The sequence below is a fragment of the Leucothrix arctica genome (genome assembly GCF_003172895.1).
GTDB classification, from domain to species: Bacteria; Pseudomonadota; Gammaproteobacteria; order Thiotrichales; family Thiotrichaceae; genus Leucothrix; species Leucothrix arctica.
The window spans coordinates 122346-139948 of the sequence record NZ_QGKL01000019.1 but is presented as its reverse complement, the minus strand read 5'-3'; the positions used below and the strand labels follow the sequence as shown (position 1 = coordinate 139948).

Here is a 17603-nt window from a genome sequence, read left to right as displayed (position 1 = left end):
ACAGTTTCTTCACAAAGTCTCCTCAAATCCTACATTTTTATCTTACACAATAAGCTCTCCTAACTTAGATAAGAAGAGCAATAAAATGTCTCATACAAATACAGATAAAAAAATAAACAACATAGCTCTACGCTGTTCTTTAACATTGTTAGTGGGTTTAACACTAGCAGTATCAGCGTTGGCAGCTGACTCAGGCACTCGTCCAGAGCGTCCTAAAGGCCCACCAGCAGAAGCATTTACAGCGTGTGAGAGCTTATCAGTAGGTGATGCATGTGCGATGACTACACCTCGCGGTGAGATGACAGGTAGCTGTAAAGCAGCACCAAATGGCGAAGAAGGCCCATTAGCATGTGCGCCAGCGGGTGGCCGTGGCCAACGTGGCGAAAGACCTTCATAACATTGAAGGCTACAAAATAATTAAATGTTTAACTAGATATAAAAGAGAAAGAGATAATGATACTTAGTAAGAAACTGATGGCTACATGCGCACTAGCGTTGTTATGCACTGCATGTGCGACTAATGATAAAGATAGTGGTGGTCAGAAAGGCAGTAAGCAGGGACCTCCAGCCGCCGCTTTCACTGCATGTGAAGCTAAGTCTGCTGGCGACTCTTGCTCTGTTACTTCGCAACGAGGCAATGTAACGGGCAGCTGTAAAGTGGGTCCACGCGGTAACTCAAGCAAATTAGCGTGTGTTCCTACAGGTGGAAAGCCTTCTGGCGGTCGTCGTTAAGTCATACTGCTTACAGTATTTTCATTAAGCATCGCATTCTGAGTTTTTTACTTGGAATGAAAAAGGGACTCCAAATGGAGCCCCTTTTTTTTTGTGCTTAAGAAACGGATTGTCGCCGTGACTTAATTACTTGTCTTTCAGTTTTCCGTCTTTAGCAAAAGACATATTACGTAAGATCCAACCTAGTCCTAAACCTAATAAGAAAGCGAGTAGTAACCAGATCCAAGTTTGGAAAAATAAATAACCCATGAGTCGTGTCCTATTATTGAATAGTAAATTGAATGCGACGGTTCAACTGTCTGCCGGCCGCTGTGTCGTTAGTTGCTACAGGATTAACTTCACCGTAGCCCTTGCTAGTGAGTACTGACGAACGCACACCTTTACCCAGTAAGTAGTCACGTACAGCCTTCGCACGACTTTCACTCAGTGTAAGGTTCATCGTATCAGCACCACGGCTATCTGTATGGCCCGATATTTCAATGTTTTGTGCATTTGAAATGATTGTGTCGCCACACTCTCTAGCAGTCAGTGCAATAGTGTCGAGTAGTGGGTAACTCTTTGTGTTGATTTTAGAGCTAGACGTCGCGAATAAGATTGAGTTGCCATTCATTGCATTGTTAAGCTGGTTTTGGCAGCTTTCCAATTCAGCTAATGCTGCTGCTTTTTGAGCAGCTAAAACAGCTTTCGCTTCTTCAACTCGCATTCTTTCTGCTTCTTCGAGTGCCGCTGCTTCAGCCATTTCAGCTTTAGCCGTTTCAATATCAGCAAGACGTTTCACTTCAGCCATTTCAGCTTTAGCGGTTTCGATATCAGCCAGACGCTTCACTTCAGCCATCTCAGCTTTAGCTGTTTCGATATCAGCAAGACGCTTTACTTCAGCCATCTCAGCTTTAGCTGTTTCGATATCAGCAAGACGCTTTACTTCAGCCATCTCAGCTTTAGCTGTTTCGATATCAGCAAGACGCTTTACTTCAGCCATCTCAGCTTTAGCCGTTTCGATATCAGCCAGACGCTTTACTTCAGCCATCTCAGCTTTAGCCGTTTCGATATCAGCCAGACGTTTCACTTCAGCCATTTCAGCTTTAGCGGTTTCGATATCAGCCAGACGCTTCACTTCAGTCATTTCAGCTTTAGCCGTTTCGATATCAGCCAGACGCTTTACTTCAGCCATTTCAGCTTTAGCCGTTTCGATATCAGCTAGACGCTTCACTTCAGCCATCTCAGCTTTAGCCGTTTCGATATCAGCCAGACGCTTCACTTCAGCCATCTCAGCTTTAGCCGTTTCGATATCCGCAAGACGTTTTACTTCAGCCATTTCAGCTTTAGCAGTTTCGATATCCGCAAGACGTTTTACTTCAGCCATTTCAGCTTTAGCAGTTTTGATATCAGCAAGACGCTTCACTTCAGCCATTTCAGCTTTAGCAGTTTCAATATCAGCAAGACGCTTTACTTCCGCCATCTCAGCCTTAGCAGTTTCGATATCAGCTAGACGCTTTACTTCAGCCATCTCAGCTTTAGCTTTTTCAATATCAGCTAAGCTGACTTCTTCAGCTAGCGTCGCTGGTGCTTCAACAGCTACCTTAGCTACTAGTGCTGCTGCCGCAAGCTTTGCTGCTTCTGCTACTGAGTTTGCTTCTTTAGCCATACGAGCAACTTCTGCTTCTGCTGCAACTCGCTTTTCTTCTGCAATTTTAAGCGCTTCAGCTTCCTCAGCCGCACGCGCGATTTCTGCAAGCTCTTCAGGAGTAGGGCCTAAAGGAACAACAACTGAGCTATCTGTAAACTTGCCGCTTAACTTATCGGTAGCCAAAGCAGCAAACGCTTGCTTCTCTTCTTCAGTGTGGAAAGTACCGTTTAGCGTTGCACCTTCATTTGTAATATCAAAGTCTGCGTCATCCATCCCGGTGATTGTTGGCAAAACACTGAGTGCAGAGCTCAACCATGTAGGAGCAGAAACATCATTGCTTACCGTCATGCGGTTAACCACGTTCTCAGGGCCGAAGTTGTCAGACGCTGCGCGTAATGTTGTATCGATCAAACCTTGCTCTGGAAAACTCCCCGTAAGGATCGTCTTGCCGTCTTCATTATTAAGGCCAAATACAGGTGTGCTGTATTCCTTAATACTAATGCCATTTTCAACAATACGTGCGCCATAAACAGCAGTAGCCGTTTCAATTGCTTCGGTACGCGCTGCTTCACTTGGTGCAACGCCATTTAGCATAATGTCGCGACCACGACCATCCAGTGTTACTTTCGCCCAATCATGACCTTTTTCAGTAAGTGCCGCTTCTGTTCTCGCTTGAATATCTTTTTCTATTGGTGAACAACGCGTTGCCATCATTAACAGGTAGAGTCCGATTAATCCTAAAATGGACCACCACCACCAGCGTCGTTTGCTCATGTATGCGCCAAGTGTAGAGAGATTGTTAAACATAAGTTATTGCCCGTAGATGTAGATTAGTAATCTTTTATAGATTTTTGTGCCCCTTATAAGGGCTATTTAAACGCCTTATATAGAGCTAGAGTAACGCAGTTAGTAAACCAACAACAACAAATAATAGAGTTCATTTAGTTGAGTATAAGACAAAATGAACTATTGTTAATGTAGTGTTAATATTTAATTTATATTAAATAACAGGAGCTTAGATTAACTAAAGAAAAGAGATCACTCTCTGTTGTCTTAAAATAATTATTTAATAGGTGCAGAGACTCAAGTAGCCCTAATCAAGCGAAAATCTAAAAATGACAGGGAGATGTTCATGTATGAGGGTATGCGTAGGAGGAGTATTGGGAGTACTTTATGGGGTACTCCCAATATCTGATGTGGCTTAGTGATTATTTGTAAGGGGTGTCGCCACTGTCAAAACGATTGGAGTACTCAGTATCTTCACCTTCAGCTAACGCCTTGGCTTGTGCAACCCATGCTTCGGCTTGAATGCGGCCCTCAGGGAAAGTGATGTAGTCACTGATCCACAGCACTTGATCATCAGTTAGATCTGCAATTTGACCGTAGTGATAAATCCCTAACTCTTTTAAGCGTCGCTCAAGTACCTTACCAATACCTTTGACACGTTTCAGGTCATCGCCACGTTTGCTACCAGCTCTAGGCTCAGTGAGGAGTGCCGGTTTCATTTCGTCAGTAATGATGACTTGGCCTTCGCCAACGATAACCTTCGCTTGCTCAACCCATTCTGAAATATTCACTGCGCCAGGCCAGGTTATATTCTCTTTATAATCTGAAATATTTTCAGGGGTAAAGTCAGCAATCTGCTGGAATGTGTGAATATCGGTGTCATGTAAAATCGTTTCAATGGGTTTACCGATACCATTAATACGCGTTAGATCATCAGGCCCTTTATCCTTTGGCGCAGCTTTAATCGTTGCCGTACCTGCTTTAATATTTGCTGATGGCGTGCTTCGAGTTGCATCTTTAGTACTACTAGCGTTTTTACCGACGAGTACAGATGATGCTGCTACAGCGCCAAGACTTGCAGCGGCAGTGATTGCAGCACCATTGTCACTGTTTGATTCTGGCTTAACCGTCTCAACATCTAGTTCAGCTTCAACTGCCTCATCTAAGTCTGACTTAGTGACAGCTTCGATGTTTGAGTTAGTAACAGTCTCAACAGCTAATTCAGCATCATCGACTCCTGTACCCGCTTCCATTCCCATTTCAAGGTCAGCTAATAAGTCAGGGTTGTCTAAGTTAATTTCAATATCTAATTCAGTATCATTAAGATCAAGTTCTCCGATCAATACTTTCGTATCAGCATCAAAATCTAACTCGTTATCTACTTCAGAGTCACTATAAGAAGCATCTCTAGCAGTAATATCTAAGCTGTCAGTCAAATCATCAGAAGGGCTGTCAGCATTATTACTGACTAGCTTAGTGGCGACTGCAGTAGCGACAGCCGTTACTGCTGCAGTACTTGCTGTTGTTAATGAACTGTCGATATCATCATGAATCACATTCTTTTCAGAAGTGTTAGTCATTGGCGTTACGGTAGGTGCACTGGTTGAGTCACTAGGCGCGCCGTCAGTCACGCAGTCTCTACAAAAATAAGGACGAACTAACCAGCCGATGGCTAGACCTGCTAGAAGCGCGAAAAGTAACCACAGAATCACTTGTAAGATAAGCATTTGCATTTGGAGTTTATCCTATTTTGATAGGGTGAAAGTTAACTGAGACGTGCCGTTTGACGTAGCCGATGTCGGTTGTCCCATACGCAATAAACCGCGATGTGCACCGTTGATATTTTCTAAGTAAGAAATTACCGTGCTTTGGCGTGCCTTCGCGATGGCGATATTGTTGTCAGTTGCTTGAATGTCGATTAACTGGTTGTTTTGATGAAGTACCTCACTACAGCCATTTATTTGTACGGCAAGCATGGCTAACACAGGGTAGCTTGTGCCTTTAATCGTGCTAGTCCCATCGTAGAAAAGTGACGTGTTGCTATCAAGCAGATGGTTTAGGTTAGCTTGGCAGCTCACCAGTAAGTTACGTTGTTTTTGTGCCGCGGCAAGTGCCTGCTGCTCTGCCATTCGAATAGCTTCTAGCTTAGCTAATCTCGCTTTTTCTGCTGCCGCTATGCGTTCTAGTACTGCTATTTTTTGTGCTTCATCCGCTAAACGTTTTTCTTCTGTAAGTCGTGCTAACTCAGCTTCAGCAGCTAAACGCTTCTCTTCGGCAAGGCGTGCTAATTCAGCTTCTTCGGCTTGACGCTTTTCTTCCGCAAGGCGTAATAACTCAGCTTCAGCAGCCAGTCGTTTCTTTTCAGCTAAACGCTCTTCTTCCGCAAGTTTAAGCGCTGCGGCTTGCTCAGCAATGCGCTCTTCCTTAGCAAGCATAGCAAGTCTGTCTATTTCAGCAAGGCGTGACGCTTCTACCGCTAACTCTGCTGGCGTAGGGCCTTTTTTAACAACTTTTATCGACTCAGTGATGTCTTTACGAAGGTCTGCTTTTGCTTGTGTTAGTAACAACGTTTTAGCTTCTTCTGACTCAACCACTCCACTAATAGTAAGCACGTCATCCGATGCATCCATCGAAAAGTCTTCCGCTACTTTCATCGCGGCCATTACGCCAACAGCGCCAGCTAACCATGCAGGTTTACTTGCACTATCGCTTACTGTTAATTCGTTAACGACATTATCATCGCCATATACTTCACGGGCTTTAGTTATTGTTCTGTCAATGCTGGCTTGGTTGGGGAAGATGCCGCTAAGGTGAACTTTAGCGTCAGTCTGTTTAAAACTAAATGTAGAAGAAACGTATTGTTTAATGCTGATGTCATGAGAGACCTGTCGCACACCATCAATATTTTCAACAAGTGTGATGGCATTCATCTTACTCGTTTCACTCGGTGCAACACCCGTCAGCATAACGTCACGACCGCGACCATCAAGGTCCGATTTAGCCCATGACATACCTGCTGCATTAAGGTCTTTATCAGTACGTTGCTGTATGTCATTTTCAATTGAGTTACAGCGTGTCACTAGAGTCAATATAAGGAGTCCGAGAAATCCTAAACCAGCCCAACGCATCCAGTGATTAAGGGATAAGCGTGAGCCTATACGGCATAAATCTTTGATCATAGGAGTGTTCCGCCTTCTAATAATGGGTGGGTGTTGAAACTTATGTTAATTTCAAACGTATAACTATTCAGTGTTTGTTATTTAAAAAAATGTTCACTGAAAAGGAATTTATAAGAGCGTTTTTGTAGCTATAACGCAGATTGTCTGCCAGTCATAACCACTTGAGGTTGTGGCAGATGGCATTTTTTACCGGCTGAGTATGATGAGTTCACCCACAGCAAAGGACTGTGGTGTTTATTAACTAAGGACAGGTAGAAATGGTACTTTCGGTACAATATTTACGAGGCATAGCCGCTGGAATGGTGCTTTTGGAGCACATCGGCTTAAAGAGTGCACAGTATTCTACGGACGTACTGTCAGGCTGGCATATTGGCGGCGCAGGTGTTGATCTATTCTTCCTTATCTCCGGTTTTATCATGTGCTACACCATGTCAGAGAAGCACCAGCAACCTAATTCAACGATCACTTTCTTGTGGCGTCGCGTGTTACGTATTATTCCTTTGTATTGGTTTGTGACCTGTCTAGCACTCATCGTTTATGTACTAATGCCAGATAAAGTAAATAGCAGCGGTGGTGAAACTGATCTATTAGCCTCATTCTTTCTCCTTCCAAGTAGTGGCTCTTATTTAGTAGCAAACGGCTGGACATTGAGTTACGAATTTTTGTTCTACATACTATTTACGCTCGGCCTACTGTTTAGTCGTGGCGTTGGGAGTTTGCTTGTTGTTTTGGCGCTTACCGTACTGTCAGTGTTTGGTTTTTTCCAACCACAAAATAGTGTCTGGGGAATGTTCTTGAGTAATCAGCTGCTTTTAGAGTTCGCAGCGGGTATTGGACTTTGCTATTACATGCCCCTTATTAAGAGATTACCAATGATGACTATGCCGATGCTAATGGGCGTAGGTATTGGTGGCTTACTGGCTGTCAATCAGGGTATTCAAACCGATATCAGAGTCATTGATTTCGGCGTACCCATGCTATTAATTATGGCGGGTGCACTTGGTGTTGAAAGAGAGTTACAAAAGCGGCCCAATCAGCTGTTGAACCTTTTAGGTGATTCATCTTATGCGATGTATTTGATTCATCCATTCATTTTAGTCGCTGCAGCCATGGTTCTGAGTAAGTTAGGTTTGACTGGTGTTATGAATGGTTGGTTTTTTGTTTTGGTGTTATTTATTAGCTCTACAATAGGTGGCTGGGTGTTGTTTAGATATGTTGAGACAACAATTGCAAAGTATATTAAAAAACAATTAGTTAAGGATTTTAAGGATCAGGGACAACAAAATGTTGTTCGTGCAGTTGACAGTTAGTCGTGGCAGTATGGTATTTTGAAATTGAGTTAATCATACTGCTAGACATCTGAATAAATACAGAAAGTCCCAGGTGAAAAATATGGATAAAGCGACTAACCTTTTGGTTATAGAGACCATTAAATGATACAGAATATTATGATCTTTCTATTAGTAGTATTAGTGCTAGTCGCGTGTGCTTTCTTTTATGCCAGAAGAAAAATCCTCACCGTAGAAGATAAAAAGCATCTGAAGGTCGAGATTGATGCTGAAGTCACTAAAATGACTAAAGGCGACCCTAAAGAAGCCATTATGGTGGGTGTGTACAAGCAAGGGACAAGCTACTTCAAATCGGAAGGTCGTTTTAGTGAAGACCTATATCAACAACCTGATCAGCATAGTATTTTTCAAATTGGTTCGCTCAGTAAGTTGATTACAGTATCGGTACTTCACGCTTTAATTCGTGAGGGCTTGGTCACTATGGACTCAACACTCGGTGAGTTGATGGGTGACAAATATGAGCTTTCTGAAGATGCAAAGTCAGTGACATTACATCAGCTTGTTACTCATACTTCTGGTTTTCCTAGAGTCCCGAAAGTGTTTATTGATAAAACAGTCGATCAATTTGGCAAAGAAGACATTTTAAAAAATCCATACAGTGTGCTTAGCTTTGATGATGTGATTGAATATCTTAAAACAAGTGAAGGCAAGAAAGAGTCTGGATACGTTGAATATTCTAACTTCGGGACAGGCTTACTCGGTCATGTACTTGAAGTTGTTTCAGGTGAGCGTCTGGATTGTTTGGCGAAAGACAAAATATGCTCAGCGCTTGGTATGAATATGACTAGTACTGAGTTATCTGATGAGATGAATGAGTCGATGGTGCAGGGTTATGACCGTAACGGTGATAAGGCTGACTTGTGGACATTTGGAGCGCTAGAGGGTGCTGGTGGTTTTAACTCGACAGCAGCCGATATGTTGACCTTTTTGAAGCATTTTCTTAATCAATCGAGTGACTCAAAAAATCCTTTAGATGCTGATGGTGGTTGGATGAAGGCTGGCAAGCTAGAGAAGTTTTACGGCAATAAAAATGTATCATGGCACAATGGCATGGTCGGTGGCTTTTCTAGCTATGCAGCGATTGATCCGGTAGACGATATTGCAATCATTATCTTATCGGCAAAAGCGACAGATCTAACCATGCCAGGCATTATGTTGATGAGGCTGGCGCGCACTCAGTCATGGGCAACGTCTAACCCTTCCTAATCTAAAAAGTATCTCCTCGCGTATTATTTGTAATACCAATGGAGATTCAGCAATGCCCCTACCTACAAAATTACTCAAACAGACCGCACTTATCACTCTTCTGGGGAGTACGGCCTTGTTTAACATAGCGTCAGCAAAAGACTTTAGTAGTCAGTCAGAAGCAACCGACGTACTTGAGCTATACACCTCAGAAGGTTGTAGTAGTTGTCCACCCGCTGACCGATGGCTCAGCACATTTAAAGACAAACCTGAATTATTCAAAGACGTTATCCCTATGGCATTTCATGTCGACTATTGGGACTACATTGGTTGGAAAGATCGTTTTGCAAAACCGGCTTACAGCATACGTCAGCGTGACTATGTCAGCAGCGGCAGTGTATCTCAGTCATACACACCACAGTTTGTTGCTAACAGCGGCGAGTGGCGAGCATGGCTTTCAGGCAAGCGTGCATGGAAGCAAAATACCAATAATGTAGGCGTGCTTAAAGCGTCAATCACTGATAACTCAGATACGGTATCGGTTAAGTTTACACCCGAGTCAAAAAGTCTAATGGCTCAAGCGAAGTCTGGTAGCTATGTGCTAAACGTTGCCATACTTGGTATGGACCTCAGCTCTAAAGTAAGAGCAGGTGAAAACCGTGGTGAAATACTCAAACATGACTTCGTTGTTCTGAATCACAAAAAACACACTGTCTCAGCTTCTCCTAATCAGTGGCAGGTTGCTATGCCTGCGATTCCGCAGAGCGGTCAAAAGCAAAGTGCGGTGGTAGTTTGGCTCTCTCAAGGGGCAAACCAACAAGTGATTCAAGCGACTGGTGGCTACCTGTAAAGTCAGCAATATTTCTTAAATCTCTCTGTGGTCGTTATTGCGGATGCAGTACACTATGAGCTCTATTTTCCCTGCAATGCGAGATGACCTGATATGAGCGAGACGATCAATTTTGATGAACAGATAGACCGTATTGGCACTCACTCTATAAAGTGGGACATGATGGAAACTTACTACGGGTTAAAGCCTGAAGAAAGTTTGCCAATGTGGGTTGCAGATATGGATTTCAAGCCGCCGCAAGCGGTGAAGAATGCGCTGCAAGGCTCAGTTGATCACGGAGTGCATGGTTACTTTGGTGGGGACACTGAACACTATCAAGCCGTGATGGGATGGATGCAAAAGCGTCATAACTGGACGGTTGATGAAAGTTGGATTAGCACTGTTCACGGTTTGATTCAAGGTACAGCAATGTGTGTGCAGGCGTATACCAAACCTGGTGAAGGTGTGATTTTATTTACCCCTGTTTACCATGCGTTTGCTCGTATCATTAAAGCGAATGACCGTGAAGTGATTGAATCACCTTTGGAGATTCAGGACGGCATTTATCGTATGAACTTGGACCTATTAGCGAGTCAGCTTAAAGGTCATGAGAAGCTTATGATTTTGTGTTCACCACATAACCCAGGTGGACGTGTTTGGACGGTCGAAGAGCTCAAAGCGGTAGCGGATTTTTGTGTCGAGCATGACTTAGTATTGGTATCTGATGAGATTCACCATGACTTGGTTTTTTCGGGCGTAATACATACCGTGATGCCATTAGCGGCACCTGAGATTTCGTCACGTTTAGTAATGCTTACCGCTGGGTCTAAGACATTCAATATTGCGGGTGGTTTGACGGGTAATGTGATTATCGAAGACAAAGCTCTGCGTCAGAAATTTTTGAAAGTACATGCAGCATCTGGCACATCACCAACGCGTTATGGTGTGTTGATGGCAACGGCTGCTTATTCGCAAGGTGAAGAGTGGTTGGAGTCACTATTGGTTTACTTGGATGAAAACCGCCGTCTGTTGGACGAGGGGCTGAGTAGTATTGATGGTGTAGTATCTATGCCAATGGCCTCGACGTATTTAGCGTGGGTAGACTTTTCGGGTACTGGATTATCGACTGCTGAAGTGATTAATAAGGTACAAAAAGAGGCGAAGATTGCGACTAATGTTGGTTCGATGTTTGGTTCTGGTGGCGATGGGTATTTGCGGTTTAACTTTGCATGTCGTCGTGAGGTTATTGAGCAGGCAGTTGAACGATTAAAGAAGGTGTTTGCTTCTTAATCGTTTTTTAGTGATGTGCTGCGTAATAAAAACGGCTATATCGCTTAGTTAGTAACGTTCTCCGTAATAAAAACAGCCATGTCAGCTTCGCAGCGAACATGGCTGTTTTTATTACGGAGGACTACTTGCTTTGTGAAGTAGTGTTTAGAAATGTGATAGTACGGTGACTGTCTTGGACTCGATTGACGATAGACCACTTTCGTTTGTCACTGTTAAAGTGACGGTGTAGTCGCCGGCAAGGTCGGGTATGACAGTAATGAAGTAGGGTGAGCTACTATCATGTTGTATTTGTGAAGTACTGCCTGCTGGCTTTGAGCTTATTTGCCAATGGTAGGTGAGTTGGCCGCCACTAGGGTCAGTGCTAAGGAAGCCATCGAAGGTCATGTCGTAACCGACGTAAACCGTTAACTCATCACCGATATCACTGATGTTTACCAACGGTGGCTGTCTTGGGGTGAAGTTTAGACCTTCTTCAAAGTTTGACGCATCATTATTAAGCTCAGCAATTTGTTCGTGAAGTCCGTTACCGTCTCCATCCAAAAGCACTGAGGTGTAACTGAAGTCTGACATGACTTTCAGTGATGAATCATTGCCAAACAACTCCATCGTACCCGTGTAAGGCATGATTTCGGTGGGAAGGTCTTGGAATAGGTCGGTTGTGAAAATCTCAACATAACCATAATCACCGATGTAGATCTTGCCTGAAATATCGATGCCTGTTTCAGTCGTGCCCGTGTAGAAGCTTTCTAAGGTGTTATCGACGACCACAAAGTTTTCCGACAGCAATTGGCGACCGTCTGACGTGGTTTGAAGGATGTTCGAGATAGTCGTATCAACACCACGATCTGAGTCAAAAGACTGTGTCCCAGCAAGGTAATAAGTCTGTGTTCCATCCGTCAGAGTGATGTTATTAAATCCGAGTATGTAAGCCTGCGGTTGTTGTGCTTCGCTGACTAGGGTTACATCCATGGTTAGGTCGCCATTTAGCTTTCCTGAACCTTGGTCGCAATTGACCATTTCGGCATTCAGCTTGCCGGTATAGCTTTCGTCATCAACTGTGCCGGTGAGTTTTAAAGTACCACCGTTTGCACAGCGTTCAGTCTCATTAATGCCGCGTGCTTGAAAGTCGTTAGGCGCCATTTTGAATGCAATAGTGTTGAAAACTGACTGCATTTCTAAAATACTGATTTGATCTTCAGGCGCGTAACTATCCGAAGCTTTCGCTAATACGCTGCTTGAGCTACCAATGAAGACCTGTTCTAGAAACTCGAAACTATTGTTAGATGTTAAATTAGCCGCGTAACTAAAACCTACATAAGAGTCTACAGCAGTGGTTTGAGGCGTTTCACCTTTTTCGCTTCCACCACAGGCTGTTATTGCGAGTGTTAGGGCGAGTACTGGCAGGTGAGTAAGCTTCATTTCGTCATCTCCTATAAATATTTTGTATCAGTAACTATTTTCTTGAGTAATTAATCAGCAGCATAATATGGATAGAAGATTAAATCTAAGTAATTTTTAATGGATTTCATATAAAATCTGGCAACGTGTCATATCACGTTCCAAAACAACGGAGATAGGTAATGTTTCAAATCAGGCTTGTAACTTTTGAGGGTGAAGATGAGCAGTCTATACGTGCCATCCGTGAAAGTGTTTTTGTGAATGAGCAGGGTATTTCTGCTGATATAGATTTTGATGGGCTGGATGTTAAAGCAATGCATGCCTTAGCGTACTTAAACGATATCGTTGTTGGTATAGGCCGGATGTTGGACGATGGCCATATTGGTCGTATTGCTATATTAAAAGCATATCGGGGCCAAAAAGTAGGCTCTAAAATTGTCCTCTCGTTAATCGATGATGCAACAAAAAAGGGCTATAGTCGTGTTTATCTCGGTTCACAAAAGCACGCTAATGGCTTCTATCAGCGACTCGGGTTTACAGCATATGGCGAAGAGTTTATGGATGCTGGGATTGTTCACATTTCAATGGAAAAAGCATTGGTTTAGGTTGGCACTAGAAGCCGTATTTCATAGCCAACTTCTTCAGAAAACAAAAAAGCCAAAAAGTCATTAGTACTTTTCGGCTTCATACATAGCCCTAGGGCCTACGCGACTAGTTCGGTATAAGCTTAAGCTTTTGGAGCCCAAACACTACACCAACCGATTGCACTGACTTGCTTTCCAGCGAAAATAGCGCAAGCGCCCGCTGTATCTGACTTGCTTGTGTACAAGGCACAGTTAGCGCAGTTTTGCTCGGGCTTATGCTTCGGCTGTTTGGCCGCGTCAACAGTAGCCGTGTCTTTCTTGTAGCCTAAGCCAATCGCCATTGGGTCAGTTTCTGTTAGCTCAGGTAGTTCATCAGCGAAAGCTTGAATAGAAATGGTCGAAGTTGCTGCAACAGTAGTCAAACCCAAAAGGCTTTTCTTTAGGAAATTTCTACGGTTTAAATTACTCATATCTTGTTTCATTTTTTTATGTCCTACATAAGAATTGGTTTATCTTTGTCAAACAAAATCATATTAGATTAAAAGTCTAAGAACATTGATATAAATCAGTTTATGTAATGTTATTTGGACTAAAACTAAAAATAAAACCCCATGATCAATGGGTCAAAGACGTCTGAATATCCGATATGGATATATGCTTACAGACTAAAAGTGATACCGTATTTTGAAAGAGTGCAGTTGCCTTAACAACAGCCCACCTCAACCCTTGAATGCCATTGATTGGAATAGAGCACATGAATAATACAAAAATAGATCCCTTATACTTCAATGCGGATCTAGAAAAACGCGTAGTGATAAGGCCAGAAGACTATCAATGGGTTGATTCACCGATGCCCGGTGTCGAACGTATGCGCTTAGACCGTATTTGTGATGACGTTGACCGAGTCACTACGATTGTGCGTTACGCACCGAATAGCGAGTTTTCACCACACACGCATACTGGCGGCGAAGAGTTTTTTGTATTGGAAGGCGCATTTGCAGATGAGCATGCAATCTATCCTGCTGGCACTTATGTCAGAAACCCAATCGGCACTTCCCATACACCGCGTATTGGAGAAGCAGGGGCGACGATTTTTGTCAAACTGGATCAATTCGATGCTGAAGATACAGAGCAAAAAGCTATCGACACGTTAACAACAGAATGGCGGCAAGGGTTAGTTGATGGATTAACCGTTATGCCACTACACAGTTTTAGTTATGAGTCGGTTGCGTTAGTTAAGTGGGCACCCAATACAAAGTTCCAGCCGCATCAGCACTGGGGTGGTGAAGAGATATTTGTACTGTCTGGTACGTTTTACGATGAGCATGGTGAATACCCAACAGGTACTTGGTTACGTAACCCGCACTTGAGCCAACATACGCCATTTACTAAAGATGATGGTGCATTGATTTATGTGAAGGTAGGACATTTGGCTTAGTTCCGAAAGCATGGGCTTTAGCCAACAAAAAACCAATAAAGCCGTTAATTTGATGAGCATTTCTTTCTATTCTTTTGTACTATGAATAATCGATATATAAAATAACACCACAAAGATTAATAATAAGTCTTTACGAATAAAAATAACAATATAAGAGTGTGTTTATTATGGAAGGACGATTAAAAGTCTGGAATGGGGATAAAGGTTTCGGCTTTATTAGCTCACCAGGTGCTAAAGATGTTTTTGTTCACATTTCAGCGTTAAAGAAAATGAGTCGCCGTCCAGTCGTCGGTGATGTTCTTACTTTTCAATGTCACACAGATAACAATGGCAAGGTAAGGGCTACGCAGGCCCAAATTCGTGGTGTCGCCTCAACTGATTTAACATCCAGAAGCAGAGTGTCAAAGCAACTCCCAGCGCAAGAGGCTCAGCCAAAAAGTTTCTTTAGTGGTTTATTAACTGTGCTCGGCCTAATCGCTGTAGCAGTGATTGGATATGAAGTTTATCAACGACAAATAGTTGTTGAAGTCCAAGCTCAAACCCTAGTTAGTGAAGCATCACATGAAACGCCAGTGTTCACAAAAATTGTGAAAAGCCAGTTTAGTTGTAGAGGTAAGGTCTACTGCAGTGAAGTTACTTCGTGTGCAGAAGCCAAATTTTATGTACAAAACTGTTCAGGTACTAAGATGGATGGCGACCATGATGGTGTCCCGTGTGAGAGTCAGTGGTGTAATTAAGCAGTAGCCTCAAGCTCATGAAGTTGTTTAGTCAACATCCGTTGCGTAACACACGGTATTTGTCGTTTAAGTCCGTTAAAACGAATCGTATCTACAAGTAAATGATAAAGAATCACGCCTTTCCATTTTCCACGTATAGGCTACCGTCTTGAGGAAGGTTATTGCAATGCCAACTTGCCTAAGTCTCGTCGTAAGTTAGAAAGTGTGCTTGTACGTATCTAAAAAGTAGACTACAAGTGTTGCCCTCGACGCCCTAGTTCAGGGCAACATTTGAATACAGGTTAATGTATGTCTCTTTTGTTTATGGTTATCGCGACGACACTGTTCGCGGGTTTGGCGATGGCGTTTGGTGCGGTCATGGCATACATCGAAGAGATGAACGAAAAGTGGATAGGTGAAGGCTTTGAACATAGCGTCCTAGCCTTCGGGGGCGGTGCATTATTGTCTGCCGTCGCACTTGTATTAGTCCCAGAAGGGATCGCAACACTGAGCCCTTTAAATGTCTGTTTTTGGTTTGTTGCAGGCGGTTTGTGTTTTATGCTGCTGGATATCTACCTAAAGAAAATAAATACCCCAGCCACTCAGTTAGCGGCAATGTTAACTGATTTCATTCCAGAGTCCATCGCACTCGGTGCAGCCTTTGCAACGGGCAGTAACAGTGCCTATTTATTGGCAGGTTTAATTGCGCTACAAAACATCCCGGAAGGGTTTAGCGCGTATCGAGAGTTAAACACTAACGCAACCTACAACCCTAGAAAGATCATCATTACCTTTAGCGTTATGTCACTGCTAGGCCCGATAGCCGGAGTGACAGGCTACCTATGGCTAGACCGACAACCTGACGTTATTTCGATGATTATGCTGTTTGCAGCAGGCGGCATTCTTTATTCCATTTTCCAAGACTTAGCGCCCAAAGTGAGACTCGAAAATCACTGGGGCCCACCCATGGGTGCAGTACTAGGTTTTGTACTCGGTATGTATGGCTTTATGCTAACCGCGTCATCGTGAGTCTGAACAACTCAACGAACCGCTAAATGCCCGTCGTAAAAGTGATTCACTGGGCCATGACCTTGGCCAATACTTAGCTCATCAGCGTGAGCAATGGCCTCAGAGATGTATCGTTTACCCAACTTAACGGACTGTATCAAATCATTACCTTGCGCTAAGTAAGACGCGATAGCCGAAGACAGCGTGCAGCCTGTGCCATGTGTGTTTTTAGTGGCGATACGTTTTGCACTCAAGGAGTGAACCTCATCAGGGAAGATAAGCAAGTCGTTACTGTTCTGATTAGCTTCTAAATGCCCGCCTTTTAATAGCACTGCGTTGACGTTCAAGTCACGCAGTTGGCCAATCATCTTCTCCATGTCCAACTCATCCTGTGGAACGCTCATACCCGTTAAGGCAGCGCCTTCTGGTAAGTTGGGGGTAATCAAGTCGGCTAGTGGGAATAGCACTGATTTTAACGTAGCAACCGCTGACTCTTTCAACAGCATATCGCCACTTGTTGCCACCATGACAGGGTCAATGACGACAAACTGAGGATTGTACTGTTTGATTTTCGCAGCTACTACTTTAATGATGTCAGTGTCTGCCAGCATGCCGACTTTAACGGCAATCACATTCAAATCCGTAAACACAGCGTCGAGTTGCTTTTCGATATGCTCAAGTGGAATAGGGAAGATGGCCGAGACGCCAAGGGTGTTTTGCGCAGTAATGGCAGTGATCGCAGAACAGGCAAAACTACCCGTTGCTGAAATTGCTTTTATATCCGCTTGAATACCCGCGCCACCACCGCTGTCAGAGCCAGCAATTGTTAACACAATGGGCGTTGATAACGGTTGAGTAGATGTTGCGGTGTGGCTTGACATAAAAGCTCCTAGCGTGGGCAGTTTATTGGATTAGTTGTGGGGGAATATTTATTACTTATTATCAAACAGATCAACCAACGCTTGTGTTCTGTCTTTCTCAACTTCTAGTCCATTGATTGCATCATGTGCTAATTGCCAAATGTCACCATTATCAAACAAAATACCGAAAAATGAAGAGTAGATAGAAATCTCTTTTTTCTCATAATCCATTGAAATAGTCAGCTTGATGGACTTAGTGTTTAACCCTGTACGCATCGTGCCGCGAGAATACAACCCCGTCATTTCGTTTCTACGAAAACCTAACTGCCCAATAGTCAACGCTACATCAGCGTCACTGCGCGTATAAGCCGCAATGTATTTAGGAAAAAACACGATACCTGGCTTAATCAATGTTAGTCGCTTCAACGGTTGACGTCGGTATATAGCAGTCAGTAAGCCAACACATGTAACAAGCGCAGCGATAAACAGTAACGATCCAAGCATTCGGTGATTCCTTTGGTAAGTAAAAGCCAGTTATACAGCAGTGCGTATACTAGCGGGAAAGTTGTGTTTTGTCGCATGATGTGTGCGGTATCGATGTGTCGTTAAGTTGACTTCATTT

Annotated in this window: 18 protein-coding genes; 10 read left to right on the top strand and 8 right to left on the bottom strand. The window is 43.4% G+C overall.

Annotated elements, in window-relative coordinates; genetic code table 11:
- Window positions 1–85 precede the first annotated feature (85 nt).
- The gene (locus DKT75_RS06620; RefSeq protein ID WP_109822630.1) at window positions 86–397 is read left to right on the top strand and encodes a hypothetical protein; all 312 of its coding nucleotides are present in this window, start codon (window positions 86–88) and stop codon (window positions 395–397) included.
- A 56-nt stretch (window positions 398–453) separates the two neighbouring features.
- Window positions 454–732, top strand: a complete 279-nt coding sequence (locus DKT75_RS06615; RefSeq protein ID WP_109822629.1) for a hypothetical protein — start codon at window positions 454–456, stop codon at window positions 730–732.
- Window positions 733–994: 262 nt separating this feature from the next.
- Here DKT75_RS06615 and DKT75_RS06610 read toward each other — a convergent pair whose 3' ends face one another.
- The 3 genes from DKT75_RS06610 to DKT75_RS06600 all read right to left on the bottom strand — a co-directional run bounded on the left by DKT75_RS06610 (window position 995) and on the right by DKT75_RS06600 (window position 6324).
- On the bottom strand, window positions 995–3166 hold the full coding sequence (locus DKT75_RS06610) for an OmpA family protein (protein ID WP_109822628.1): 2172 nt from the start codon (window positions 3164–3166) through the stop codon (window positions 995–997).
- A gap of 401 nt (window positions 3167–3567) precedes the next feature.
- On the bottom strand, window positions 3568–4878 hold the full coding sequence (locus DKT75_RS06605; RefSeq protein ID WP_109822627.1) for a hypothetical protein: 1311 nt from the start codon (window positions 4876–4878) through the stop codon (window positions 3568–3570).
- A 12-nt stretch (window positions 4879–4890) separates the two neighbouring features.
- Window positions 4891–6324: a BON domain-containing protein gene (locus tag DKT75_RS06600; protein ID WP_109822626.1), complete on the bottom strand. Its 1434-nt coding sequence runs from the start codon at window positions 6322–6324 to the stop codon at window positions 4891–4893.
- A 257-nt stretch (window positions 6325–6581) separates the two neighbouring features.
- Here DKT75_RS06600 and DKT75_RS06595 point away from each other — a divergent pair, with 257 nt between their 5' ends.
- From DKT75_RS06595 to DKT75_RS06580, 4 genes are all read left to right on the top strand, one after another.
- Window positions 6582–7634 carry an acyltransferase family protein gene (locus DKT75_RS06595; RefSeq protein ID WP_109822625.1) on the top strand — a complete coding sequence of 351 codons (1053 nt, stop codon included), beginning with the start codon at window positions 6582–6584 and terminating at the stop codon, window positions 7632–7634.
- Between the two features lie 123 nt (window positions 7635–7757).
- Window positions 7758–8879, top strand: coding sequence for a serine hydrolase domain-containing protein (locus DKT75_RS06590; RefSeq protein WP_109822624.1), 1122 nt, complete (start codon window positions 7758–7760; stop codon window positions 8877–8879).
- A 52-nt stretch (window positions 8880–8931) separates the two neighbouring features.
- A complete protein-coding gene (locus DKT75_RS06585) occupies window positions 8932–9708 on the top strand; it encodes a DUF1223 domain-containing protein (protein ID WP_109822623.1) in 777 nt (258 codons plus the stop codon).
- A gap of 93 nt (window positions 9709–9801) precedes the next feature.
- Window positions 9802–10977, top strand: coding sequence for a MalY/PatB family protein (locus DKT75_RS06580; RefSeq protein ID WP_109822622.1), 1176 nt, complete (start codon window positions 9802–9804; stop codon window positions 10975–10977).
- Between the two features lie 144 nt (window positions 10978–11121).
- Here the strand turns inward: DKT75_RS06580 and DKT75_RS06575 are convergent, their stop codons facing one another.
- A complete protein-coding gene (locus tag DKT75_RS06575; RefSeq protein ID WP_109822621.1) occupies window positions 11122–12396 on the bottom strand; it encodes a PKD domain-containing protein in 1275 nt (424 codons plus the stop codon).
- Window positions 12397–12557: 161 nt separating this feature from the next.
- Here DKT75_RS06575 and DKT75_RS06570 point away from each other — a divergent pair, with 161 nt between their 5' ends.
- Window positions 12558–12980 carry a GNAT family N-acetyltransferase gene (locus DKT75_RS06570; protein WP_109822620.1) on the top strand — a complete coding sequence of 141 codons (423 nt, stop codon included), beginning with the start codon at window positions 12558–12560 and terminating at the stop codon, window positions 12978–12980.
- A 122-nt stretch (window positions 12981–13102) separates the two neighbouring features.
- On the opposite strand, the gene DKT75_RS06565 is transcribed toward DKT75_RS06570, so the two are convergent.
- A complete protein-coding gene (locus tag DKT75_RS06565) occupies window positions 13103–13441 on the bottom strand; it encodes a high-potential iron-sulfur protein (protein WP_211665236.1) in 339 nt (112 codons plus the stop codon).
- A 272-nt stretch (window positions 13442–13713) separates the two neighbouring features.
- Here DKT75_RS06565 and DKT75_RS06560 point away from each other — a divergent pair, with 272 nt between their 5' ends.
- Entirely contained in the window at window positions 13714–14397 is a 684-nt protein-coding gene (locus DKT75_RS06560) for a cupin domain-containing protein (protein ID WP_109822619.1), read from the top strand.
- 167 nt (window positions 14398–14564) lie between these two features.
- Window positions 14565–15134 (top strand): excalibur calcium-binding domain-containing protein, encoded by a 570-nt coding sequence (locus tag DKT75_RS06555; protein WP_109822618.1) that lies wholly within the window; start codon window positions 14565–14567, stop codon window positions 15132–15134.
- On the opposite strand, the gene DKT75_RS06550 is transcribed toward DKT75_RS06555, so the two are convergent.
- Complete coding sequence (locus DKT75_RS06550; RefSeq protein ID WP_109822617.1) at window positions 15131–15271, bottom strand: winged helix-turn-helix transcriptional regulator; 141 nt, start codon at window positions 15269–15271, stop codon at window positions 15131–15133. The two genes, DKT75_RS06555 and DKT75_RS06550, sit on opposite strands and share 4 nt — an antisense overlap.
- 151 nt (window positions 15272–15422) lie before the next feature.
- Between DKT75_RS06550 and DKT75_RS06545 the strand changes: the two genes are divergently transcribed.
- The gene (locus DKT75_RS06545; RefSeq protein ID WP_109822616.1) at window positions 15423–16142 is read left to right on the top strand and encodes a ZIP family metal transporter; all 720 of its coding nucleotides are present in this window, start codon (window positions 15423–15425) and stop codon (window positions 16140–16142) included.
- Window positions 16143–16153: 11 nt separating this feature from the next.
- Here the strand turns inward: DKT75_RS06545 and thiD are convergent, their stop codons facing one another.
- On the bottom strand, window positions 16154–17002 hold the full coding sequence (thiD, locus tag DKT75_RS06540) for a bifunctional hydroxymethylpyrimidine kinase/phosphomethylpyrimidine kinase (protein ID WP_109822615.1): 849 nt from the start codon (window positions 17000–17002) through the stop codon (window positions 16154–16156).
- A 51-nt stretch (window positions 17003–17053) separates the two neighbouring features.
- Window positions 17054–17485, bottom strand: coding sequence for a hypothetical protein (locus tag DKT75_RS06535; protein WP_109822614.1), 432 nt, complete (start codon window positions 17483–17485; stop codon window positions 17054–17056).
- Window positions 17486–17603 lie beyond the last annotated feature (118 nt).

Coding starts and splice junctions, on each gene's coding strand:
- DKT75_RS06575 (WP_109822621.1), bottom strand. CDS start 12,396: ATGAAGCTTACTCACCTGCCAGTACTCGCCCTAACACTCGCAATAACA.
- DKT75_RS06595 (WP_109822625.1), top strand. CDS start 6,582: ATGGTACTTTCGGTACAATATTTACGAGGCATAGCCGCTGGAATGGTG.
- DKT75_RS06610 (WP_109822628.1), bottom strand. CDS start 3,166: ATGTTTAACAATCTCTCTACACTTGGCGCATACATGAGCAAACGACGC.
- DKT75_RS06580 (WP_109822622.1), top strand. CDS start 9,802: ATGAGCGAGACGATCAATTTTGATGAACAGATAGACCGTATTGGCACT.
- DKT75_RS06600 (WP_109822626.1), bottom strand. CDS start 6,324: ATGATCAAAGATTTATGCCGTATAGGCTCACGCTTATCCCTTAATCAC.
- DKT75_RS06605 (WP_109822627.1), bottom strand. CDS start 4,878: ATGCAAATGCTTATCTTACAAGTGATTCTGTGGTTACTTTTCGCGCTT.
- DKT75_RS06570 (WP_109822620.1), top strand. CDS start 12,558: ATGTTTCAAATCAGGCTTGTAACTTTTGAGGGTGAAGATGAGCAGTCT.
- DKT75_RS06560 (WP_109822619.1), top strand. CDS start 13,714: ATGAATAATACAAAAATAGATCCCTTATACTTCAATGCGGATCTAGAA.
- DKT75_RS06565 (WP_211665236.1), bottom strand. CDS start 13,441: ATGAAACAAGATATGAGTAATTTAAACCGTAGAAATTTCCTAAAGAAA.
- DKT75_RS06555 (WP_109822618.1), top strand. CDS start 14,565: ATGGAAGGACGATTAAAAGTCTGGAATGGGGATAAAGGTTTCGGCTTT.
- DKT75_RS06590 (WP_109822624.1), top strand. CDS start 7,758: ATGATACAGAATATTATGATCTTTCTATTAGTAGTATTAGTGCTAGTC.
- DKT75_RS06545 (WP_109822616.1), top strand. CDS start 15,423: ATGTCTCTTTTGTTTATGGTTATCGCGACGACACTGTTCGCGGGTTTG.
- DKT75_RS06620 (WP_109822630.1), top strand. CDS start 86: ATGTCTCATACAAATACAGATAAAAAAATAAACAACATAGCTCTACGC.
- DKT75_RS06585 (WP_109822623.1), top strand. CDS start 8,932: ATGCCCCTACCTACAAAATTACTCAAACAGACCGCACTTATCACTCTT.
- DKT75_RS06615 (WP_109822629.1), top strand. CDS start 454: ATGATACTTAGTAAGAAACTGATGGCTACATGCGCACTAGCGTTGTTA.
- DKT75_RS06535 (WP_109822614.1), bottom strand. CDS start 17,485: ATGCTTGGATCGTTACTGTTTATCGCTGCGCTTGTTACATGTGTTGGC.
- thiD (WP_109822615.1), bottom strand. CDS start 17,002: ATGTCAAGCCACACCGCAACATCTACTCAACCGTTATCAACGCCCATT.